Here is a 21,589-nt window from a genome sequence, read left to right on the forward strand (position 1 = left end):
GTTTTAGAAAGAGATTGGTTTACCAGTGCCAAAATAACATGCAGCAAAGGCAGAAGTGGAAAATATACTTTGACTACAAGGCAACTTTCCGGCTAAACGCACGTATCTACTAATAAGACTACCTATATAAATAAGTTTTCTTTCCTGCCCTAATAATAGTAGAAGTGTAAACAAAACAATTCTGAATGAATCCTGTAGTGAGGAACATATTCATGTGAGCGTTTATCCATTCACTGTTAAAATTGAGGAAAATGATACCGTTATTTGAGAAAGGGGCCGGGATAAAGCCATCAACCATTGAATCCGCCATAAGAAAGGTTGCCGGCAGATCTTTAGCTGGCATCTTAGCCATACTCCTATTACTAAATATCAGTTGTGGTAAAAGTGATGGTGATGGTGATCCCAATCCACCCCCATCAGGTAATAAAAATTACACCCAGGTCGGCTTGGTTACAGATGTTGACGGAGGCCCATATAGCTCTACCAATGTCGATCCGAAACTTGTAAACGCCTGGGGTATTGCCTTTACTCCTACAGGGGCCTTTTGGATAGCCAATGCGGGATCAGGCTTCAGTACGATATATGATAATAGCGGTTCCACACTATTGCCTGCAGTTGCCATTGCATCTCCGGGCAGTCCGTCAGGAGGTAAAGCTACCGGTATTGTGTATAACAATACGACAGATTTCAAGGTAGGTGGTGTGCCTGCTAAATTCATTTTTGATACGGAAGATGGTACTATTGCAGCATGGGCTTCGGGAACAGTAGCTCCCATTGTAGCAGATCGCTCAGCGGCCAATGCAGTATATAAAGGACTCGCTTTAGCGAAAGATGGTGCAGATTATTTCCTGTATGCGGCTAACTTCTATGCAGGCACGATCGACGTGTTTGATAAAGATTTTAATTTAGTCAATACCAAACCTTTTGCAGATGCTACTATGCCTGCCGGTTTTGCTCCGTTTAATATCAGAAGTATTGGAGACCAGTTGTATGTAACATATGCCAAGCAGGAAACTGGTAAGGAAGATGATGAAGCAGGAGCGGGTAACGGATATGTGAATATATTCAACCCGGATGGTTCCTTTGTGAAGAGATTTACTTCACAGGGATCATTGAATTCACCATGGGGAATTGTTGCTGCTGCAGATGGTTTCTGGGAAGTTGATAACACCATCATTATAGGCAATTTTGGGGACGGGAAAATTAATGTGTTCGATCAGGATGGAAAATTACTAGGTACGTTGACCAGAGGTGGTACGCCTATTGTTATTGACGGCCTGTGGGCGCTCGAAAACAATGTACCGTCTACTAATGCTAAACAACTCTTTTATACAGCCGGCCCGTCTAATGAAACACATGGGGTTTTCGGGTATGTGATGAAATCATTTTAAAGTATCTGAAGCTTATAACAAAACGGGGAAGCTTTTGCTTTCCTGTTTTGTTATCTGAATAACGAATGATCCATTTCCTTATGCATCAGCAGGCTTTTAAGCTATAGGGGTCTTACTCTCTGCGAACTCTCTTCCCCAGTTCAATAATGCGTCAAAAACGCTTTGCAATGATTTTCCCAGGGGCGTTAACTGGTATTCAACCCGTGGAGGTACCTCTGGAAAAACAATACGGTTGATAATCCCGTCCTGTTCCATTTCGCGCAGCTGGGCAGTTAATGTTTTTTCTGATATATCTCCCAGTTCGGCGTTAAGAGCATTATACCTTACAGATTGTTCTCTTCTCAGGAGATCATAGATCCTGAGTTTCCATTTCCCACCAATGGTAGCAAGCGCTGTTTCAACTGCGCATGCATCCGGATTGGATACCCATGCTGATCGCTGTGTTCTGTTATATGCCAATTTTTACCTGGTTTATTTAACCACAAAATTAACGCAGAAAACGCTCAGAATGACTGTCATTCTTGCGTCATAAGTCGGCCTTCCCAATTCAGCAAGTAATTGAAAATGAACAATACGAACCTTGATTTCAGTACACTTACATTGTCGTAAGTTATTGCAAATGAGGTGAGTGTGTCGGTACTTTGCTTAAAAAAAGATGACTTTATTCGAATCAAACAGACTGGGATCTCATCAATTAGAGAATCGGGTGGTAATGGCGCCAATGACAAGAACACGTACCTCGGCCGGTGATGTGCCGAACGCCCTGATGGCGAAATATTATGGTCAGCGTGCAAGCGCAGGGTTAATGATCTCTGAAGCAACGGATATAGCGCCGCATGGCAAAGGATATCTATGGACACCTGGCATTTATACAGATGCCCAGATAGCAGGATGGCAACTGGTAACAAATGAAGTGCATCGCAATAACGGTAAGATCTTCATGCAGATCTGGCATGTAGGACGAATGTCACATACTTCCATGATGCCTGAAGGACAAGCACCATGGGGCGCTACTGATGAACAGGCAATCGGGTCAGACGTGTTTGCGCATGATGCCGAAGGCAAGCTGACATTCGTACGTGCCAGCAAACCAAGACAGCTCGAAACAGACGAACTGCCTGCTTTAATAAACGATTTTAAAACTGCGTTTAGCAATGTTAGAAAGGCCGGCTTCGATGGCGTGGAGATCCACAGTGCAAATGGATATCTGTTTGAGCAGTTCATGAACGCAACGCTCAATACACGTGATGATCAATATGGCGGTCAGACATTTGAGAACCGCACCCGTTTTCTATTAGCGGTTGTAGATGCAGCAATAGCGGAGTTAGGCGCCGGAAGCGTAGGAGTAAGGCTTTCTCCGTTCGGGCATTACAACAGTATGCCCGATGACCCGCTTGGAGAAGAAACCTTTTTCCACCTGTGCGATGAGTTAAACCGGCGGGGTATCGCTTATATCCATCTGCTTTACGAATTAATGCCGAAAGGAAACATGCAGGAGGTCACCGAATTCAATGAGCGCCATCTGCCGGACGAATTCGTAAGGAAAACACGGGACATCTTTAAAGGCGCTATCATCTGGTGTGGCAGCTTTAACAAAGAGTCCGCACAGGTAGCATTAGCTACCGGCTGGGTAGATCTGATAGCCTTCGGCAGGCCGTTTATAGGGAATCCGGATCTGGTGGCCCGTTTTAAGAACGATTGGCAACTAACTGTGGCTGATCGCTCTGCATATTATACGAGGAATGGAGAGAAAGGCTTTACCGACTTCCCGAATTTCAGCATGTAAAAAAGAGGCTTTTAACTGCGCTCTTTCACCTTCCGGGATGAAAGGGCGCAGTTGGTTATGGATAGTATATGCATCATCATTATAGGAAATAATTACCTTCGCATGCATTTTTATATTCCTATATCACTATGAAGCATAAGTATTATCGTAAACTTTTAGTGCTGCTGATCTTTCTTGCAGCCATTAACGCATGTAAAAAGAATGAAACCCCGGAGTCACCGTCACCACCACGTCCTGTGCCCTATTGGATAGGATATAAGGATATTGTAAAAGAGACCGACATAGGATACTATGATGTAAAAGCTACGCCTGATAGTCTGTTCCATGTCAGTATGTTCGGATGGGTTGCATCATATAAAGTTGAAAAGATAGGCGGAGATATACTGTTAATGCAGAAAAATTATTATGAGCATAAACAATATGGAACCTCTCTGGAGCAAATGGCAGGTGGTAAGGACGGCGAGTTATACCTGCGTGCTTCTTATTGGGGCACAAACACAGATGGCTTGCTCCGGTTGGAGAAAGATTATACCACAGTGTCCGATATTAAGTATAATGTGCCACTGAGCGTAAGGGCGTTTAACACGTTGTGCACGGATAAAAATGGTGTACTGTATGTTGGTCTTACTGCCGACAACAAAGACGGCGAAAGATCATGTTATATAGTCTATAGCAGGAACAAGGGGACTACATTTGAAACGCTGTTAATTCCAGGTTATGATGACAATTCAATTGAAAAGGTTGTGGTTGATAATGCCGGGCATATATTTGTTCAAATGTATTCCGGTGCTATCTTGTATTACGATCAAATGACGAAAACATGGAAGATAGTGTTTCAGAAAGATAGCATGGAGAGTTTAAGGGATTTTACATCCGGTGAGGATCGCGATATATATGTTGCTACCTCAGGAGGCCTCTACCACAGTGCAAATTTTGGAGGTACTGTTACGAAGTTACCTTTGCCGGGAGATGTGAGCGTGCCAGTAATTAGGAGAGTACACATGAATGCAAAAGGAACGCTTTATATAACAGTAGATGCCTATTTTGTGAACCGCCCCAATTTAGATGTTTCCAACTGTTATTATTCATCTGATAAAGGCGTGTCATGGAATCATGTGACGGCAAGAGGAAAAGGTGCCTACGAGATGACGATACGGGGATTTGATGCCAATGGAAGGTTGATCTCTACATTCTCAGACACGACGAAGGTCCAATGGTATATCAATTCGAAATATATTCAGCTTGCCGTTACTACAAGCCCGGTGGAGTAGCGGTTACTGGTATGACGCTTTAGTGCGTTTTTGAGGGTAACCTTTTAATGCGAATAAGCTATTACCTGTACCTGGAATTATAGGCTCTCCAGGTAGTCTTTAATTGCGGAATGGTATACTGTACTGCCTGGCCTTGTCTTATAATTAGCCTTCTGTACCGGATCGCTAATGATGCTTTTAGCATATTCCACTGCAAGCATGAACCTGTTTTTGTATTCAAGCTGTAATGCTGAAGGAACAACCTTGCTCATGTCAGGACATTTGCTAACAAATGTTTTTCCGCCCCGTGTTTTTAACACGAAGTCTTTGGTGTTTTTTCCACGGCTTACTTTGAGGCCGTCGAATAAATGATTGTTTGTTCTTGCCATAGTTTTTTTATTTAAAATTACGGTATTTTTCATTGCGGGTTTTACGCAATTTTAACTTGTAAATGGCGCCCATTTAATCTCAATTATGCAAGGATTATACAAGCTTTATCTTACGTTCATCTTACGTCTTTGAACGTAAGATGAACGTAAGATAAAGCTTGTATAATCCTTGTACAGTAAGGGTTTGGTCAGGAATAAGTAAGTGTTGTTCTGATGTTTTAATGAGCATTTTTTCGTACCTTTGTAAGCATATGATCGCACGGTAGATATTGCCTAGTCGCCCCAGGTATTCTGCAATCCGAACAAAGACAAAACTGTTTATTTTTATTGCTCAAAGTTGCTTCATCTGCAACAGGAGAGAAGCGCCTCCTTTGACAGATTCCGGCAACCAATGGTAACCTTATTTTTTAACCTTTAAAAACGAAAGTATGGCTTATGTAAAACAAAATATATTCGTAAATGGTCTGTCCGGTACCATCGCCAAACAGATGACCCTTAAGGTCAGAAAGGGTAAAACTGTGGTGTGTGTTAAGCGTGGTCCTGACACATTACCGCCTACAATGCGGCAATTAGTTGCAAGGGATAAATTTGAAGACGCATTATCGTATGCTAGGGAAGCGATAGCTGATCCCATAAAGAAACTGATGTATGCAGCAGCTGCAAAAGGCGGACAAACTGCCTATAATGTCGCCTTTAAGGATGCGGCGACGTTTCCTAAGATTGTCTTAATTGATACGAAACAGTATAGCGGTACCATCGGGGATGTGATCACTCTTGCAGTCAAAAACGTAGTCTGTGTTCAATCTGTGAAGGTGCGACTGCTGTCTGCAACAGGTATCGAATTAGAGGAGGGAGAGGCTGTGCCGGGTGATAGGGTTTCTTACTGGAGATATGCAACTACCCTTACTAATCCTACATTAAAAGGTACGCGCATCCTCGTCACGGCAACAGACCTGCCAGGTAATGTTGCCACTGCAGAGAGAGAGAGCCGGTGATCCCTACATGGATGTATTATATGGATTATTCAGAATATAACAGACTTTGTTATACTTTTGGTTTTCTGTAGATGGCTGGTAGCCTTACCTATGAAGAAGCAACAGCGGATCGAAAATTTCGTTCGTATTGACTGCCAGTTCCATAAAGCATCCTATCCTATGATAACAATAGTAAATCGATTAGTATATAAAGATATTAACTCTCCTGTTGGGAAACTAAGACTGATTGCAACAGGGAAAGGCCTGGCAGCAGTGTTGTGGGAAGGCGAAGATTTTAAAAGGACCAAATTGGCTTATCCTGAACACGAAGCTGATAACCCAATACTTTTTGAAGCAGAACTTCAATTGAACGACTATTTTAACCGGAAGCGTACATTTTTTACCCTTCCCCTGGACTGCAAAGGAACAGTATTTCAGAAAAAAGTATGGGACACTTTACTTGATATTTCTTTCGGTGAAACAAAAACCTATGGACAATTGGCTGAGATGCTCGGTGATAAAAATGCTGTTCGCGCAGTAGGAGGTGCATTAAACAAAAATCCGATCGCTATCATTGTACCATGCCACAGGATCGTAGGAGCGTCTGGCAAGCTTGTAGGATTCGCAGGTGGTTTAAAAAATAAGTCTGTGCTGCTTGACTTGGAACGGCAACAGAAGTTGCCTGATCTTTTCAATCAATTTTGATTTCACGAGCACCAGTTCCTGTCTTATCCATACCAGAGGTCACTACACAGTAAACCACTCTGTAAAAAGATAGTACCCCAAATAATTTCCCCAAATATTTTGATAACTGATTTTTTGAATTACTTTTGTCTACATAATTAGTAGACTAAAGCCCGTTTGTATCCCACCAACACAAAACGGCTGATACCTATCAATACTTTAGCAAATCTTCCAGAACTGCCGGCAGCTGCTGCCGGTAAGTATTCCATTATCTAAATTGTCCGATGTGAAAACAAATTTACACGTCCGTATCATGCTATGCATACTGGTGGGGCCTTTAATCAGCAATGCACAAACCGTAACTCCTCCAGACACTTCCATTGCATCTTCAATGAACCGCGCTTTGAGCGAAGTGATCGTTGTCGGCTATGGTGCACAAAGTAAAAAAGCAGTAGTAGGCGCTGTGACCAGCATTAAAGCCGCAGGCATCAAAGACAGGCCTGTTGCAAGTTTTGATCAGCAGTTACAAGGCCGTGCTCCCGGTGTGCAGGTCAGCGCGAATACCGGTGTTCCCGGTGATGGGATCTTTTTCCGTATCCGCGGAACAACGTCTATTAATGCCGGAAATGATCCGCTGTATGTAGTAGATGGTGTATTCATCAATAATCAGTCGCTGCAAAAAGTGACCACACAGGGACAAGCAAATAATCCGCTGGCTGATATTAATCCTGCGGATATCGAGTCCATCTCTATCCTGAAAGATGCTACCGCTACTGCCATCTACGGTGCACGTGCGGCCAATGGTGTAGTGCTGATCACCACAAAGCGTGGCACGTATAACAGCCGCCCGAAAGTGGCATTCAATACTTACGGTGGTGCAGCATGGGCGCCTAAATTGTGGGACCTGGTATCAGGCCCGGAACATGCAACGATCATCAATGAGGCCTGGACCAACGATGGGAAGCCTTCTGCTACACGCCCCTTCAGACCTAAATCAGAAGGCGGCCGTGGTTTGCCGGAAGAGCAGCCGACTTTTGATCGTCTGCATGACATCTTCCGCACCGGCGCTATACAGAATTATGATCTCTCATTGTCAGGTGGTAACGAGAAAACCAGATATTACCTGAGTGGCGGTTATAACAAACAACTGGCGAATATCAAAACGAACGACTATCAACGCGCCAGTCTGAAAGTTAATCTTGATCAGCAGATCAATGACAGGGTACGCATAGGAAGTAGTAACGCTTTGTCCCGTTCCCGCCGCACGAATGCGCGTGTTGGTGATGGGCCGCAGGGAGGGATCTTGCAGGCAGCCCTGCATACACCAACATATCTTCCGAAATTCAATGACGATGGTACATACGCTAAGTGGGCAGGTTTTGATAACCTGGATGTGCTGATCAAATACACAGATATGTATTCTATCAGTACACGTTATATCGGTAATCTGTATGCGGAAGCAGATATTTTTCGTAAGCTGAAGTTCCGCACCAGCTGGAGCCTTGACTATAATGACTACGATGAGTATGAATACTGGAACAGTTATACGAACCGGGGCAGTGCCAGTAAAGGATTGGCTACCTCCAGTGTAAGTAAGAACCTGGTATGGGTAAATGAACAAACATTGTCATACCGCACCAGCCCGGGGCAGAAGCATACACTGGGGGTACTGGTGGGTAACTCTATCCAGGGTAATACTTCCCAGCAAACCTTTGCACAAGGCACTAATTTTCCTAGTGATGCTTTCAAACAGATCGCCTCTGCGGCTACTACTACAGCGTCTTCTAACCGTGCAGAGAACAGGCAGGTATCTTTCTTTTCCCGCGTAGAATATAATTATGAAGGCAAATACCTGGCGGAAGTAAATTTCCGTGCAGATGCATCCTCTAAATTCGGTACAGACAAACAGTGGGGATATTTCCCCTCACTGGGTATTGCATGGCGGGCAAAAGAAGAACGTTTTCTGAAAGCCATAGATGCTATCAGTGATCTGAAGATAAGGGCCAACTATGGGCTGACAGGTAACCAGAACGGTATAGGTAATTTCGCCTCCCGCGGACTATGGGGCGGTGGTTCCAATTACCTCGATAATCCGGGTACTATTCCGCAGCAGTTAGCCAATCCCGAACTGGGTTGGGAAACAACAAGGCAGTGGAACTTAGGAGTGGACCTGGGTCTGATCGACGATCGTATCAGCATAGAATTTAACTGGTATGATAAATACACCAGCGATCTTTTATTGAACCTGCCTTTGCCTGTCAGCAGCGGGTTCCGTACTATTGCCAGCAATTCCGGAGAGATCAGTAACAAAGGTTTTGAGCTTGGTATCAACACTACCAATATCCGCAGTAAAAATTTTGTATGGCAAACCGGGTTTAATATTTCCCGCAACATCAACAAGATTGAAAAGCTCAATATTCCAATTGATGCTTCTTATGCTGTGGAGAGAATGGCACAAGGTTATCCGATGCACTCCTTCTTTGTGTACCGCCAGTTATATGTTGATAATAAAACAGGCGATGCGGTGTATGAAGACATAACAAAGGATGGTAAGATCACCGCAGCAGACCGGCAGATGACAGGCCAGGCTACGCCTAAGTTCTTCGGAGGATTAAACAATAACGTAAGTTATAAAGGATTTGACCTGGCTGTTTTCTTCAACTTCCAATGGGGCAATAAAGTATATAACAGTAATCGTTTCTTCCATGAATCTGGTGGTACACGGGACGACCGCAGGGCTATCAACAAGAACCAGCTTAATCGCTGGCAGAAACCCGGTGATGTGACCGATGTGCCGAGGATCACTACCATCGGTAATAACTATGCATTGAATCCTATCAGTCGTTTTCTGGAAGATGGTTCTTTCCTGCGACTAAGTTCCCTCACATTGGGTTATACCGTGCCTGCACTATTGGCCAACCGTATTCATGCCAGCAACATCCGTTTTTATCTGAGTGGTACGAACCTTTGGCTGCTGAAAAAATACAAAGGGCCTGATCCGGAAGTCAATGTTACTTCCGATCCTAATGTACAGGGCTATGACCTGGGCACACCACCACAGCCGCGTACCGTACAATTTGGCCTGAACCTTACACTTTAAAATGATGAACATGAGATTGAGTATATATCTTTTAGCGGGTATTTCCCTGTTAACAAGCTCCTGCAAAAAGTTCCTCGATGTACAGCCGGAGCAGCAGGTGGATGCCTCAGAAGCAGTCACCAGTGCAGGAAGTGCAGAGACGGCGGTAAATGGTCTTTATAACTTATTGGGTGCTGATGCATATTATGGTTCCAACTTCCAGGCGCTTTCTTATCTGTCTGGCGGAGATATTCAGTGGACGGGCTCTCAGTCAGCGCCTGCGCAGATTGCCAACAGGCAGTTAAGTGCGGATAATGGCAACGTCGCTTCTTCCTGGGCTGCTATCTACAGAACGGTCCTTTCTGCGAATTATATCATCGACGCTATTCCGAAATTATCTGATCCATTGTTTACACAGGTGAAGAAAGATCAGCTGACCGGAGAAGCTTATTTTGTGAGAGCATTATCGTATTTTGATCTGGCACGTGGCTGGGGCGGTGTGCAGTTAATACTGACACCTACACGCCTGCCTGGCGATCACGCAGGCATCAAAAGAAGCAGTCTGGAGGAGACTTATCGACAAGTGCTCAGTGATCTGAATAAGGCGGTGGAATTACTGCCACTGACAACCAACAGGAATAAGGCGACCCGTAAAACTGCATGGGCATTAAAGGCCCGTTATTTCCTGTACCGGGAGCAATGGGACTCTGCCGATGTATATGCCACAAAGATCATTGACGATGCCGCAAGTTATCAGTTATTAAAGCCTTATAATGCTTTCTATGCCAACAATGCAGTGGCAACGGCGGAATCGGTGTTTGAGATCGGTTATAGTGTGTCTTTTAAGAACGGACATTTCAACTGGTGGCTGCCACCTGCCCTCGGCGGCAGAAGGGAATGGGCGCCTAACGCCCAGCTGGTAGAGCTCCTGAACGATCCGGCGATCGGTGGTAACAGGAATGCACTGATCGCGCAAACAGCTCCCCCCGGTAATCTGTGGTATGGCAAGTTGTTTTACCGCACACCTACAGGGACTGATCCGGCATACCTGATAAGGATCGCAGAACTGTACCTCATCCGTGCGGAGGCGAGGACAAAGAATAAGCAGTTGACAACTGCATTGGATGATCTGAATGCCATCCGTGACCGTGCAGGCATTGCACCCAGTAATGCTGCTACGGAAGATGCGCTGTTGCTGGCAATAGAAAATGAAAGAAGGCTGGAATTTGCTTTTGAAGGCGATCGTTGGTTCAACCTTGTACGCACTGGCAGAGCTACAGCTGTATTGGGGGTAACAGATCCCAATCGTTTGGTGTTCCCGATCCCTGCGGATGAATTACTGGCAGATAAAGACCTCGAACCCAATCCAGGATATTAAACATAATTATAAAACCCTTTAAATAAACAACCTGATGAAACGGCTGATCATATCAATTTTTTCTGCTGGCCTTCTGTTCATAACAGCTGGCGCTAATGCACAAACATCCTCTTCTGCACAACAGGCCAATGCCGTTGTTGGTCCTCAGAAAGGCGCACTCATAATTGTAGGCGGTGGTAAGGTAGGCCCCGAAATATGGGCGCGCTTTATTGAGCTGGCAGGTGGCCCTAATGCCAATATTGTAGTGATCCCTACTGCCGGTGAAGACTCTGCGCTCGCTACCGGAAGATCATTCGAAAAAGAGCTGTTGCAGGACCTGGGCGTGGCACAGGTAACAGTATTGCACACACGTGATCCTAAAGTTGCGAATACAGAGAGTTTTGTAGCGCCTCTAAAGAAAGCGACGGGCATCTGGTTCCCTGGTGGCCGCCAGTGGAAGATCGCAGATGCTTACCTGCATACACTCGCAGAAAAAGAGATCAAAGCAGTGCTTACCCGCGGGGGCGTAATAGCAGGAACTTCCGCCGGTGCTACTATCCAGGGCTCATTCCTGCTAAGAGGTGATACCAAAGGGAATGGCATCCTGGAAGGAGATCATCTGCAGGGACTTGACCTGGTCCATCATACTGCTATTGACCAGCACATCCTGCGCCGTAACCGGCAATTTGACCTGGTAGGTGTTATTAAAGCACATCCTGAGTTGTTAGGTATAGGTATTGATGAAAGTACGGCAATTGTAGTGCAGAAAGATGTATTTGAAGTGATCGGGAATTCGTATGTAGCAATTTACGATATAGCGCATATTAACGAAAAACAGAAAAGTCCTACGGGAGAGTATAACACAGACGGACCATTCTACTTCCTGGGAAGGGGGCAACGCTTTGATCTGCAACAACGCAAGGTAATTACGACCAATAGCCGTGCAGCGAGTGTTAATACGCCCAGACTGAGTAACGACAATTAGTTTATAGCACCGGCGGTGCAATAAAAGGCCATCCTGATATTTTTCAGGATGGCCCTTTTATTTGTTAAAATATAGCGATAATATTACATTATCAGGGAACCGGTAAGCGCCCATAAAAAACTCAGCAGACTATGAAATTATGCGTAGCGCAGGCCAAAGCGGTAAAAGGAGATATCCGGAGCAACATAGAGAACCACAGGAAGATCATTGATCTGGCTATTTCTCACGGAGCAGACACCATCATCTTCCCGGAATTGTCAATAACAGGTTATGAGCCCACATTAGCCAAAGAACTGGCAATCGCTGTCAATGACGGATGCCTGAACGATTTCCAGCACATCAGCAATACCCAAAAAGTAACTATTGGGGTGGGTATGCCACTGAAAGTTGATGCGGGTATCACTATTGGTATGGTATTATTCCAGCCTGACCAGGAACGGGATGTGTATGCGAAGAAATACCTGCATGCAGATGAAGACCCGTATTTCGTTAGCGGACAAAGCACTGTCAGTCTGCTGGGAGAAGAACATGATGTTGCACTGGCCATCTGTTATGAATTGTCTGTACCAGAACATGTGGAAGATGCCTATAAATGTGGTGCGGAGATCTATGTTGCCAGTGCGGTGAAGTCGACAGGAGGGATTGATAAAGCTATTGCCAGGCTGGCGGAAATCGGTGAGCAGTATGAGATGACCGTTCTATTTGCCAATGCAGTAGGCGAGTCCGATGGATTTGAATGCGCCGGCAGATCCGCCATATGGGATAATACAGGAGTACTTGTTGAACAGCTGGACGCTACCAGCGAGGGGATCCTGCTCTTTGATACAAAAACGCGTCAGGCACTGGCAGTAATGATATAACATACAAAAAGGCGCCCCTATTAAAGAGACGCCCTTCCTTGCTATAATGAAATGGATGATATTATTTCTTTTCCAGCAGTTTAAAGAACTGGTCAAGTTGTGGTAATATCACGATACGTGTACGGCGGTTCGTAGCCCTGCCTTCAGGTGTATCATTGCTGGCAATCGGCAGATATTCACCTCTACCTGCTGCAGTGATATGAGCAGGGGGAATACCATAGTCATTCTGTAATACCCTTGTTACTGCAGTAGCTCTCTTCACACTAAGATCCCAGTTATCCAGCAGTACGCCTTTTTTGTATGGATTGGTGTCTGTATGTCCTTCCACCATGAACTCAATATCAGGCTGGTTAAGCAATACTTTCGCCACTTTACCCAGCACTTCTTTCGCTCTGGCGGTGATATCGTAACTGCCGCTTTCAAACAGCATCTTATCAGAGATATCAATATAAACTACACCTTTCTCTACCTTGATGTTAATGTCTTTGTCATCCAGGTTACCGATAGCGCCTTTCAGGTTCATCACTAACGCCATGTTCAGTGAGTCTTTACGTGCAATGGCCGATTGCAGGTCCTGTATGTAGGCGTCTTTAGCGCCTATATTATCCAATGATTTTTTGATGCTTTCCGCCTGTGAACCGCTAATTACGGAAAGATCTTTCAACTGGTTCAATAGTGTACTATTATTCTGCTTTAGACCTTCCACTCTTTCTTCACTAATGCTTCTGGCACGCTCAAATGCGGAAGCGGTATCTCGTAAACTACGTTGACAATCTTCCAGTTTACTTTGCAGACTTGCATAACGGTTGTTTAGATCTGCATACTTAGCTTCAGAAGCCTTGAACTTCTTCGTACTAACGCAGGAGAATAATAGAACAGGTAGTGATAAAGCTAATAATGTGACTCTATGTCTCATATAAATGTTGTTTTTTTAAAATGACTCTTGCTGTTGTCCCTTAATACCTCGGATAAATCCAACACCATGCCACATTTTAAAACGTACTCATGCTTATTCTTGTTAAATTGTTAAAAAGCATCAACTAATGGGATATTCGCATTTAGTTATATTGTATTATCATAGCTGGAATGCATATGCTGATTGTTATATTTTAGTAGCATTGTAGAAAGGAATTATCCACGAAATCCACAGGGTCTCAAATCCAAAATCGAATTAAAAGTTATTATGAAGAAGACATTCTGTTTACACCTCTTACTGAGCATCCAACTATTAATACCTGCTCTGTTAAAAGCACAGGTGAAATCCGCAGGTACGCCACTAGCTACATTGCAACAGCAATTTGTTGATCTGCGTTTTGGGATGTTCATACATTTCAACATCCCTACCTTCGCAAACCAGGACTGGCCTGATCCGGAAGCACCGGTATCGCTCTTCAATCCGACGAAGCTTGATTGCAACCAATGGGCCGCTACTGCAAAGGCAGCGAATATGAGCTACGGCTGTCTCACTACCAAACATCACAGTGGTTTCTGTATATGGGATACAAAGACGACTGACTATAACGTGATGAACAGTCCTTATAAAAAAGATGTGGTAAGGGAATATACAAATGCTTTCCGCGCTAAAGGCCTGAAGGTAATGTTGTACTACTCTATCCTGGACACCCATCATAAACTGCGCCCGCACGATATTACACGCAAGCATATTGACATGGTGAAGGCGCAGCTGACGGAATTACTGACGAATTACGGAGAGATCACTGCTCTTATTATTGACGGATGGGATGCACCCTGGTCCAGGATCTCTTATGATGAGATCCCGTTTGAAGAGGTTTACCGCCTCATTAAGAGCTTGCAACCTAATTGCCTGGTGATGGACCTCAATGCTGCAAAATATCCGACAGAAGCGTTGTTTTACACCGATATCAAATCTTATGAGCAAGGTGCAGGACAACATATCTCTAAAGAGGCTAACAGACTACCTGCTTTATCCTGTCTGCCTATCAACAGCGCATGGTTCTGGAAAGAGAATTTTCCGACCACACCAGTGAAAGATCCGGTGAAACTGACAGATGAGATCCTGGTACCGCTGAATAAGGCATGGTGTAACTTCATTCTTAATGTAGCGCCTAACCGCGAAGGGTTGATCGATCCGAATGCAGTGAAGGCCCTGGAAGAAGTGGGCAAACGTTGGAAGAACACCGGTGCTATGCCGGCTTTGCCACCAGCGGAAGCGCCTATCATTTCATCAAATATCGCCAAGTTCCAGCGTAGCAATTCCAGCTGGAGCGATGATATGAATATCATGGATTTTGCAAACGATGACCGCTTTGGCAGCAGCTGGCAATCTAATGCTGCGGTAAAACAACCCTGGTATGAAATTGATTTTGACAAGGACCAGCGCTTTAACATGATCAGCATTGTGGAAGATGGCGACAAAATAAAAAAATACCGTCTTGAATATAATGAGAATGGAACCTGGAAACCATTAGGAAAAGGTGAAGGCGGAGGACGTGTGAAGATCCACCGGTTTGACAGTGTATGGGGTGGAAAAGTGCGCATCCTCATAGATGAATTCAGTGCGCCTCCTGCTATCGCAGAATTCGGGGTGTATAACGAAAGACGCTAGATACTATTGTTAGTAGAAAAGGGAGGCTATCACGGGTAGCCTCCCTTTTTATTTGTGCACATTTCATCTTAGATTGGAAATAATTGTAATTTGGTGCCGCTAATTTAAGAACACATGCATGCTTCGTCACCTGCCGTATTTCATAAGCAAATAACGGCTGCCGGTATTCTCATTGCTACGGGAATCGTTTTCGGCGATATTGGGACATCCCCGCTTTACACACTCAATGCAGTTTTTCATGATCGCGTTATTACAGAAGATGTTGCCTTAGGCGCTTTATCTGCAATCTTCTGGACGTTGTTTTTTCAGACGACGCTTAAGTACGTCATTATCACATTACAGGCGGACAATAAAGGTGAAGGTGGTATCTTCTCTTTATATGCATTGATCCGCCGGTTCTGGGGGAAATGGCTGGTATTCCCTGCTATGGCAGGTGGTGCATTCCTGATGGCAGACGGGATCATCACTCCGCCGATCTCTGTTGCCTCTGCGATCGAAGGTTTAGAAAAGATCAACCCACATATAGATACAGTGCCGATTGTCATTTGTATCCTGATCGGGCTTTTCCTGTTCCAACAGTTCGGCACAGAGAAAATAGGAAAGATCTTCGGACCGGTAATGGCAATATGGTTCACGTTCATCGGTGTGCTGGGAGTAATGGCGGTTAGCCACAACCCGGCTGTATTTAAAGCACTGAACCCCTATTACGCTTATGTGATGTTGAAAGAGGTACCTAACGGCTTCTGGTTGCTGGGAAGTATCTTCCTGTGTACGACAGGTGCTGAAGCACTTTATAGTGACATGGGACATTGCGGAAGGAATAACATCCGCGTTAGCTGGATCTATATCAAGGTCATGCTGATCCTGAGTTATGCGGGGCAAACGGCCTGGTTATTATCGCACGTAGGAGAAGAAGTAGGTACTATCAGTCCGTTCTATCATATCGTTCCGGACGCGATCTATTTGCCTGCACTGATCATCGCAACACTGGCTACAATTATTGCCAGCCAGGCATTGATCAGCGGATGTTTTACACTTATTAACGAAGCGATCCGCCTGGACCTCTGGCCAAGACACCGGGTATTATTTCCTGGTAACATCAAAGGACAGCTTTACATACCATTTATCAACTGGTTCCTGATGCTGGGATGTATCGGAATGGTGCTTCACTTCAGGGAATCCACCCGTATGGAAGCAGCTTTTGGCCTCAGTGTAACATTGACCATGTTAATGAGCACAGTGCTGATCAACTTCTACCTGCACGCCAAACGTGTTCCGTTTGTATGGATCGTACTGCTGACAGGCTTTTTCCTGGCAATAGAAACGTCTTTTCTGATCGCTAATCTGCAAAAGATAAAAGAAGGCGGATGGATCACACTGGTGATCGGTATACTGCTTTTTATGGTCATGTATATATGGAAAAAGGGCCGGTACATTACTAATTCATTGAAGAAGATGTTGCCTGTAGACGGCTACATCGAACTGATAAAAAGGTTAAGTATGGATATGAACATCCCGAAACATGCTACTAACCTTGTGTACCTCACCAGTTCAGGTACCCCGCGTAAGATAGAAAAGACAGCGATCGACTCTATTCTTTCCCGTTCTCCTAAGCGTGCTGATATCTATTGGTTTGTGCATGTAAATGTGTTGGATGAGCCTTATGCGATGCGCTATCATGTTGATACCATTGTAAAAAACGACGTTTACTTTATTGAATTCAATCTTGGTTTCAGGATAAATCCGCGTATCGATTATTATTTCAGGCAGGTGGTAAATGATCTCGTGGCTACAAAAGAGGTGGACGTTTCAGAAAGATGCGAAGAATCTTACCAGGATAATAGAATAGGAGACTATAAATTCCTGCTGACAGATTCTTTCCTGTCGTTCGAAAACGCAATGCCGTTTTGGAAGAACCTGTTGATGAAGAGTTATTTTACGTTGAAGTATATGAGTGTGAAAGAGTCTGTGAACTTTGGGCTTGATATGAGCAACGTAAGCGTAGAAAAATATCCGGTGGTGATAGTGCCTGTGTCACATCCGCCATTAACAAGAGAGTTATAAAACAAGAAGGCCGTTCGCCATTGGCGGACGGCCTTAGGTTTATACATAGTCTATATCCGGTCGTCATCAAGTAGTATACTACCCAGGCATATCATTGCCACATCTTCCACAAGTCCGGCAATCGCATCATGCATTCCGGTGATCTTCCCCAGTTCCTTCCTGGCATAGTAGGTTACGTAAGCGCTGGCACAAGCTGCCGCAGCGCCTACTAAAGCGCCCAACCACATACTGCGACGTCTTCTTTTACTGACGATCGCTCCGGTTACAGCACCTGAGATACTTCTTCCGATCAATCCGGAAGTTTCGATCCTGTCGCCTATGCCTGGCAGTTTATCCACATAGGCTTCTCCGGCGGCCATTAACGTTAATACCTTATTTTCAGGGAAGAGCAGGGCAGGAGCTAGCATTGCACGTGAGCCTGCAATGGCGCTTACTCCGGCAATAACGGCAATATCCTTCGAGCTGTTCCGTCTGATATCCCGTGTTACCGTCTCCTTCCTCGTCCCGGCTATGTTGGTAGTCGCGCTTGTTCCGTTTCTCATGCAAAGTATCATACCACTTTCGTACCATTAAATGCCAGGAGTAAGCGTTTGCTGATCATATCTTCCCGCCGGGCTAGGTAGAAATGCTTAACCGGAATAAACATGAAATGGTTTAAAGCCTTATTGGCAAGCTATTTCAAAGGATAGCGCTCTCCTTTCGCTGCCATATGATGTACATAGAAAAACAGTAATGACAATGCCTGCAAACCGTGCTCTGGCAGTACTATACGAATACTGGTGTGTAAAATGCCCCACATTCTGGCATCTAATTTGGGAACAAGACAGTACCCAGGTTTCAGCTTTTCGTAACGTGAAAAAAGGCCTTTCATCCATTTACCATTAATTGACAGTACCCGGAAACCACACAACTTTTCCCTCACTTTTTTCTCCTTATGAGGTGGTGGCCTCGTATTCTCCAGTCAGCTGTATATGAATTCCTGGAAATCATTGATATATAAAAAATATATATACTTTGGGATTATTGTGATATATTTGTGGCTGATTAGAGTTTGTTAAGGACAACCAGACCCTACCTATGAAGAGAATAACCTACGGATTGGGGTTATGCCTATTGTTGACATCCTGTTTTAAAGAAGTAGGAATAACCGTTACTACTGATTTTATTTACACTGCAAAAGATAGCATATACACCGCACCCGCAAATATCAGTTTTACAAACCGCACTATAGGTGCTACTAACTTTAAGTGGACATTTGAAGGAGGAGAACCTGCTTCTTCTGACTATGAAAATCCGGGAACAGTGGTATTCAGGCAGGCCGGAGACTATAAGATCACACTCGAAGCATGGAATGAAGACGAAAGGCAAATAAAGACCCATACCATTCACATCGACAGCACTGTAAATACAGCCTTTGATGCCAAGATACTGATCAATGATTTCTCACCTGTAACCGTCCGGCTGACTAATAACACAACCGGAGCATCAGCCTACAAATGGACATTTGAAAACGGAGAGCCGGCCAGCGCTACCGTGCAATCGCCGCCTGATGTAACCTTTACAACACCGGGTACACATAAGATCACACTTACGGTCACTAATGGCGGGCAGGAGTTTACAACAGAAAAGATCATAACGGTAAAGCCTGCATTGACAAATGATTTTACAATGGAGCCATCATTTGATGATGAAGATGATGAAGCGCCATTAACAGCAATACTGGAGAGCAAAGCCCAAAATCTGTTAACCAGAAAGTGGACCGCAACAGGAGGAACAATAGCTGATGACACTGCCGCAAATACAAGCATCCACTTCAAAGACCCTGGTACTTACAATGTAACATTAACAGCAGAGAATGGAAAACAATCAAAGACGGTCACAAAGACTATAGAAGTAAGAGCTAATACAGGCCTGCGTATTATCAGGGATGTTAAGCTGGGTATCAATGCCGCTCAATCGACGATAGGGGCTTATTATTCAACCAGTCTCCGTAAGGTGTTCAGGAGCGGGGATGATTTGTCCACGGCAGGTAAGGATATTGATATTGTGTTCTTCGGGCTGAATCAGGGCTTCAGCTATAACATGTTTATCTCGCCCGATTCATCAACCGCCTATGCGTTTGGAAACATACCCGGGGCTAAATATACACGTTACATCAATAGCCTGGAAGCTTGTGGATGCGGCCTGACATTTACCGCCGCCGAATTCGATGCGATGACAGACGATGTGCCGCTGAAGAACATAAGTATCAATAGTAGTGCAGAAGGCGGGGTGCCTTTTACAAATGCAGTTAGCCCGCGTATTGTTTTATTCCGTACTGCCGATGGCAGAATGGGAGCCATTAAAGTAAAAACGTTTGTACCCAATGGTACATCCTCATATATAATCATAGACATCAAAGTACAGAAGAAGTAGCAGCAAACTGAAAGTCGTAAAAAAGAAGATCCCTTACGTGTATGAAATATTTATTGTATTGTTTGGGCATCCTGCTGTTGCCATTGCTATCGCATGCGCAACAGGTAGATCTTGCCAATCTGAAGGGAATGTTCAGTAAGGACGCTCCTTTAAAAGTGAGGGGCGGATTGAATGCCAGTACCATTTTCCATAACGGTAGTGAAACATCGGGCCGTCAACCCTTTACATGGTATCTGAATGGAAATATGAGCATGAGCATTTTTAATCAGATAAATCTGCCATTCTCTTTTAACCTTACCAATGCGGGTATCAACTATACCTATCCGACTACCCCTAACCGGCTAAGTTTACATCCTACGTACAAAGGTATTACAGGACATATAGGAGATGTGGCCATGACCTTTTCACCCTATACGCTCAACGGTATGCAGTTCAGGGGTGTCGGTGTGGATGTGGCCCCTACCAATGAGTGGAGTGTAAGTGCAATGTATGGACGGCTATCGCGGGCAGTAGCTTATGACACTGCCAATAAGAATGTATTGCCAACGTACCAGCGTATGGGGTATGGTACAAAACTGACGCTCACGAAGGAAAAGTACGGTTTGGGATTTTCCATCTTTGCCGCGAAGGATGATCCTTCCTCTAATCCAACAATACCCGATAGTCTCTACATCTTCCCCAAAAAGAACGTGACCTTTAGCATTAATGGTATGGTGCGCCCTGCGAAAGGCCTTGAGCTGACGATGGAATATGCCAATAGCGCCGTGCAGATGAATAAAAGGGACTTCAATATCGTAAAAGAACAGGGAGGCAATCTATTGAGCAGTGTGTTCATGTATGATCATAAGTCAACACTGTTCTATAAAGCTATCAAGGCAGGTATGAATTATACCTTCATGAAAAGTACAATAGGAGTGGGTTATGAACGGATAGACCCGGGATATCAGACCCTGGGCGCTTATTATTTCAATAATGACCTGGAGAATATTACTGTGAATTTTTCACAGCCTTTCCTGAAGAGCAAAGCTAATGTCAGCGTTAACGTAGGCTATCAGCGTGACGACCTGGCCAATACCAAATCAGGACGGACATCCCGTATGGTAAGCTCTGTCAATATGAATTACAATCCGGGCGACAGGCTGAATATGAGTCTCACGTATTCGAACTTCCAGACGTACATGAACATGCGTTCGCAGTTTGATGCCATCAATCAGACCACCCCTATACAGAACCTTGACACACTGAACTTTACCCAGATCTCACAGAATACAGCACTGAATGTGAACTACATCCTGAAAACGGATAAACGTAAAAGTCATAACCTGAACGTGAATCTGAGTTTGCAGGATGCTGCCGACCTGCGTGAAGGAGTGCTGCACAAAGGTGATGGCTCCCGCTTCTATAACAGTAATGTGGCGTATTCACTGATGTTCATTCCTGCACAGGTCAATGTGACTGCTGCATTTAACCTGAGTTACAATACGATCGGCAGGGAAGATAATCTTACCTGGGGCCCTACGGCTGCTTTCAATAGCCGTCTGTTCAAAAAGAAGATGACGGCAGGAGGTAGTGTGTCTTACAATGCCAGTGCCGCGAGTGGCGTTGAGCAGGGGAAAGTGCTGAACCTTCGCGCTAATGCCGGATACAGGGTGCAGAAGAAACATAATCTAAACCTCAGCGCTATGCAACAGCTTCGCTGGATACCTGTGAAAGGAACAGTGAATGATCAGACAGTGACACTGGGCTATAACTATAATTTTTAACGTTA

General features: G+C 44.6%; 18 protein-coding genes. 13 read left to right on the plus strand and 5 right to left on the minus strand.

Features of this window, described 5'->3' with window-relative positions; genetic code table 11:
- Positions 1-251: 251 nt before the first annotated feature.
- Positions 252-1,391, plus strand: a complete 1,140-nt coding sequence (locus C7475_RS20385) for a TIGR03118 family protein (RefSeq protein WP_110055235.1) — start codon at positions 252-254, stop codon at positions 1,389-1,391.
- 96 nt (positions 1,392-1,487) lie between these two features.
- Here C7475_RS20385 and C7475_RS20390 read toward each other — a convergent pair whose 3' ends face one another.
- A complete protein-coding gene (locus tag C7475_RS20390; protein ID WP_110055236.1) occupies positions 1,488-1,850 on the minus strand; it encodes a helix-turn-helix domain-containing protein in 363 nt (120 codons plus the stop codon).
- A gap of 196 nt (positions 1,851-2,046) precedes the next feature.
- Here C7475_RS20390 and C7475_RS20395 point away from each other — a divergent pair, with 196 nt between their 5' ends.
- Both C7475_RS20395 and C7475_RS20400 read left to right on the plus strand, forming a co-directional pair.
- Positions 2,047-3,177: an alkene reductase gene (locus C7475_RS20395; protein WP_110055237.1), complete on the plus strand. Its 1,131-nt coding sequence runs from the start codon at positions 2,047-2,049 to the stop codon at positions 3,175-3,177.
- A gap of 128 nt (positions 3,178-3,305) precedes the next feature.
- Entirely contained in the window at positions 3,306-4,448 is a 1,143-nt protein-coding gene (locus tag C7475_RS20400) for a hypothetical protein (protein ID WP_110055238.1), read from the plus strand.
- A 77-nt stretch (positions 4,449-4,525) separates the two neighbouring features.
- On the opposite strand, the gene C7475_RS20405 is transcribed toward C7475_RS20400, so the two are convergent.
- Complete coding sequence (locus C7475_RS20405) at positions 4,526-4,816, minus strand: hypothetical protein (RefSeq protein WP_110055419.1); 291 nt, start codon at positions 4,814-4,816, stop codon at positions 4,526-4,528.
- Positions 4,817-5,244: 428 nt separating this feature from the next.
- On the opposite strand from C7475_RS20405, the gene C7475_RS20410 reads away from it, so the two are divergent.
- From C7475_RS20410 to C7475_RS20435, 6 genes are all read left to right on the plus strand, one after another.
- Positions 5,245-5,811 (plus strand): hypothetical protein, encoded by a 567-nt coding sequence (locus C7475_RS20410; RefSeq protein ID WP_110055239.1) that lies wholly within the window; start codon positions 5,245-5,247, stop codon positions 5,809-5,811.
- 90 nt (positions 5,812-5,901) lie between these two features.
- Complete coding sequence (locus C7475_RS20415) at positions 5,902-6,495, plus strand: methylated-DNA--[protein]-cysteine S-methyltransferase (protein WP_233259910.1); 594 nt, start codon at positions 5,902-5,904, stop codon at positions 6,493-6,495.
- 265 nt (positions 6,496-6,760) lie between these two features.
- The gene (locus C7475_RS20420; protein ID WP_199236265.1) at positions 6,761-9,574 is read left to right on the plus strand and encodes a TonB-dependent receptor; all 2,814 of its coding nucleotides are present in this window, start codon (positions 6,761-6,763) and stop codon (positions 9,572-9,574) included.
- Between the two features lie 10 nt (positions 9,575-9,584).
- Entirely contained in the window at positions 9,585-10,931 is a 1,347-nt protein-coding gene (locus C7475_RS20425) for a RagB/SusD family nutrient uptake outer membrane protein (RefSeq protein WP_233259911.1), read from the plus strand.
- 34 nt (positions 10,932-10,965) lie between these two features.
- Positions 10,966-11,895 (plus strand): cyanophycinase, encoded by a 930-nt coding sequence (locus C7475_RS20430; RefSeq protein WP_110055241.1) that lies wholly within the window; start codon positions 10,966-10,968, stop codon positions 11,893-11,895.
- A gap of 131 nt (positions 11,896-12,026) precedes the next feature.
- Positions 12,027-12,755 (plus strand): carbon-nitrogen hydrolase family protein, encoded by a 729-nt coding sequence (locus C7475_RS20435; RefSeq protein ID WP_110055242.1) that lies wholly within the window; start codon positions 12,027-12,029, stop codon positions 12,753-12,755.
- A 61-nt stretch (positions 12,756-12,816) separates the two neighbouring features.
- Here the strand turns inward: C7475_RS20435 and C7475_RS20440 are convergent, their stop codons facing one another.
- The gene (locus tag C7475_RS20440) at positions 12,817-13,671 is read right to left on the minus strand and encodes an OmpA family protein (protein ID WP_110055243.1); all 855 of its coding nucleotides are present in this window, start codon (positions 13,669-13,671) and stop codon (positions 12,817-12,819) included.
- A 267-nt stretch (positions 13,672-13,938) separates the two neighbouring features.
- Here C7475_RS20440 and C7475_RS20445 point away from each other — a divergent pair, with 267 nt between their 5' ends.
- Both C7475_RS20445 and C7475_RS20450 read left to right on the plus strand, forming a co-directional pair.
- Positions 13,939-15,342: an alpha-L-fucosidase gene (locus C7475_RS20445; RefSeq protein ID WP_110055244.1), complete on the plus strand. Its 1,404-nt coding sequence runs from the start codon at positions 13,939-13,941 to the stop codon at positions 15,340-15,342.
- Positions 15,343-15,456: 114 nt separating this feature from the next.
- Positions 15,457-17,406 carry a KUP/HAK/KT family potassium transporter gene (locus tag C7475_RS20450; protein ID WP_110055245.1) on the plus strand — a complete coding sequence of 650 codons (1,950 nt, stop codon included), beginning with the start codon at positions 15,457-15,459 and terminating at the stop codon, positions 17,404-17,406.
- Positions 17,407-17,456: 50 nt separating this feature from the next.
- Here the strand turns inward: C7475_RS20450 and C7475_RS20455 are convergent, their stop codons facing one another.
- Both C7475_RS20455 and C7475_RS20460 read right to left on the minus strand, forming a co-directional pair.
- Entirely contained in the window at positions 17,457-17,948 is a 492-nt protein-coding gene (locus C7475_RS20455) for a hypothetical protein (RefSeq protein ID WP_110055246.1), read from the minus strand.
- Positions 17,949-18,079: 131 nt separating this feature from the next.
- Complete coding sequence (locus tag C7475_RS20460) at positions 18,080-18,277, minus strand: hypothetical protein (protein WP_110055247.1); 198 nt, start codon at positions 18,275-18,277, stop codon at positions 18,080-18,082.
- A 206-nt stretch (positions 18,278-18,483) separates the two neighbouring features.
- Here C7475_RS20460 and C7475_RS20465 point away from each other — a divergent pair, with 206 nt between their 5' ends.
- Together C7475_RS20465 and C7475_RS20470 are read left to right on the plus strand one after the other, a co-directional pair.
- The gene (locus C7475_RS20465) at positions 18,484-19,821 is read left to right on the plus strand and encodes a PKD domain-containing protein (RefSeq protein ID WP_110055248.1); all 1,338 of its coding nucleotides are present in this window, start codon (positions 18,484-18,486) and stop codon (positions 19,819-19,821) included.
- A 41-nt stretch (positions 19,822-19,862) separates the two neighbouring features.
- A complete protein-coding gene (locus C7475_RS20470) occupies positions 19,863-21,584 on the plus strand; it encodes a hypothetical protein (protein ID WP_110055249.1) in 1,722 nt (573 codons plus the stop codon).
- The last annotated feature ends 5 nt before the right edge of the window (positions 21,585-21,589 follow it).

The organism is Chitinophaga sp. S165 (assembly GCF_003182155.1).
In the GTDB taxonomy this organism is placed as follows: domain Bacteria; phylum Bacteroidota; class Bacteroidia; order Chitinophagales; family Chitinophagaceae; genus Chitinophaga.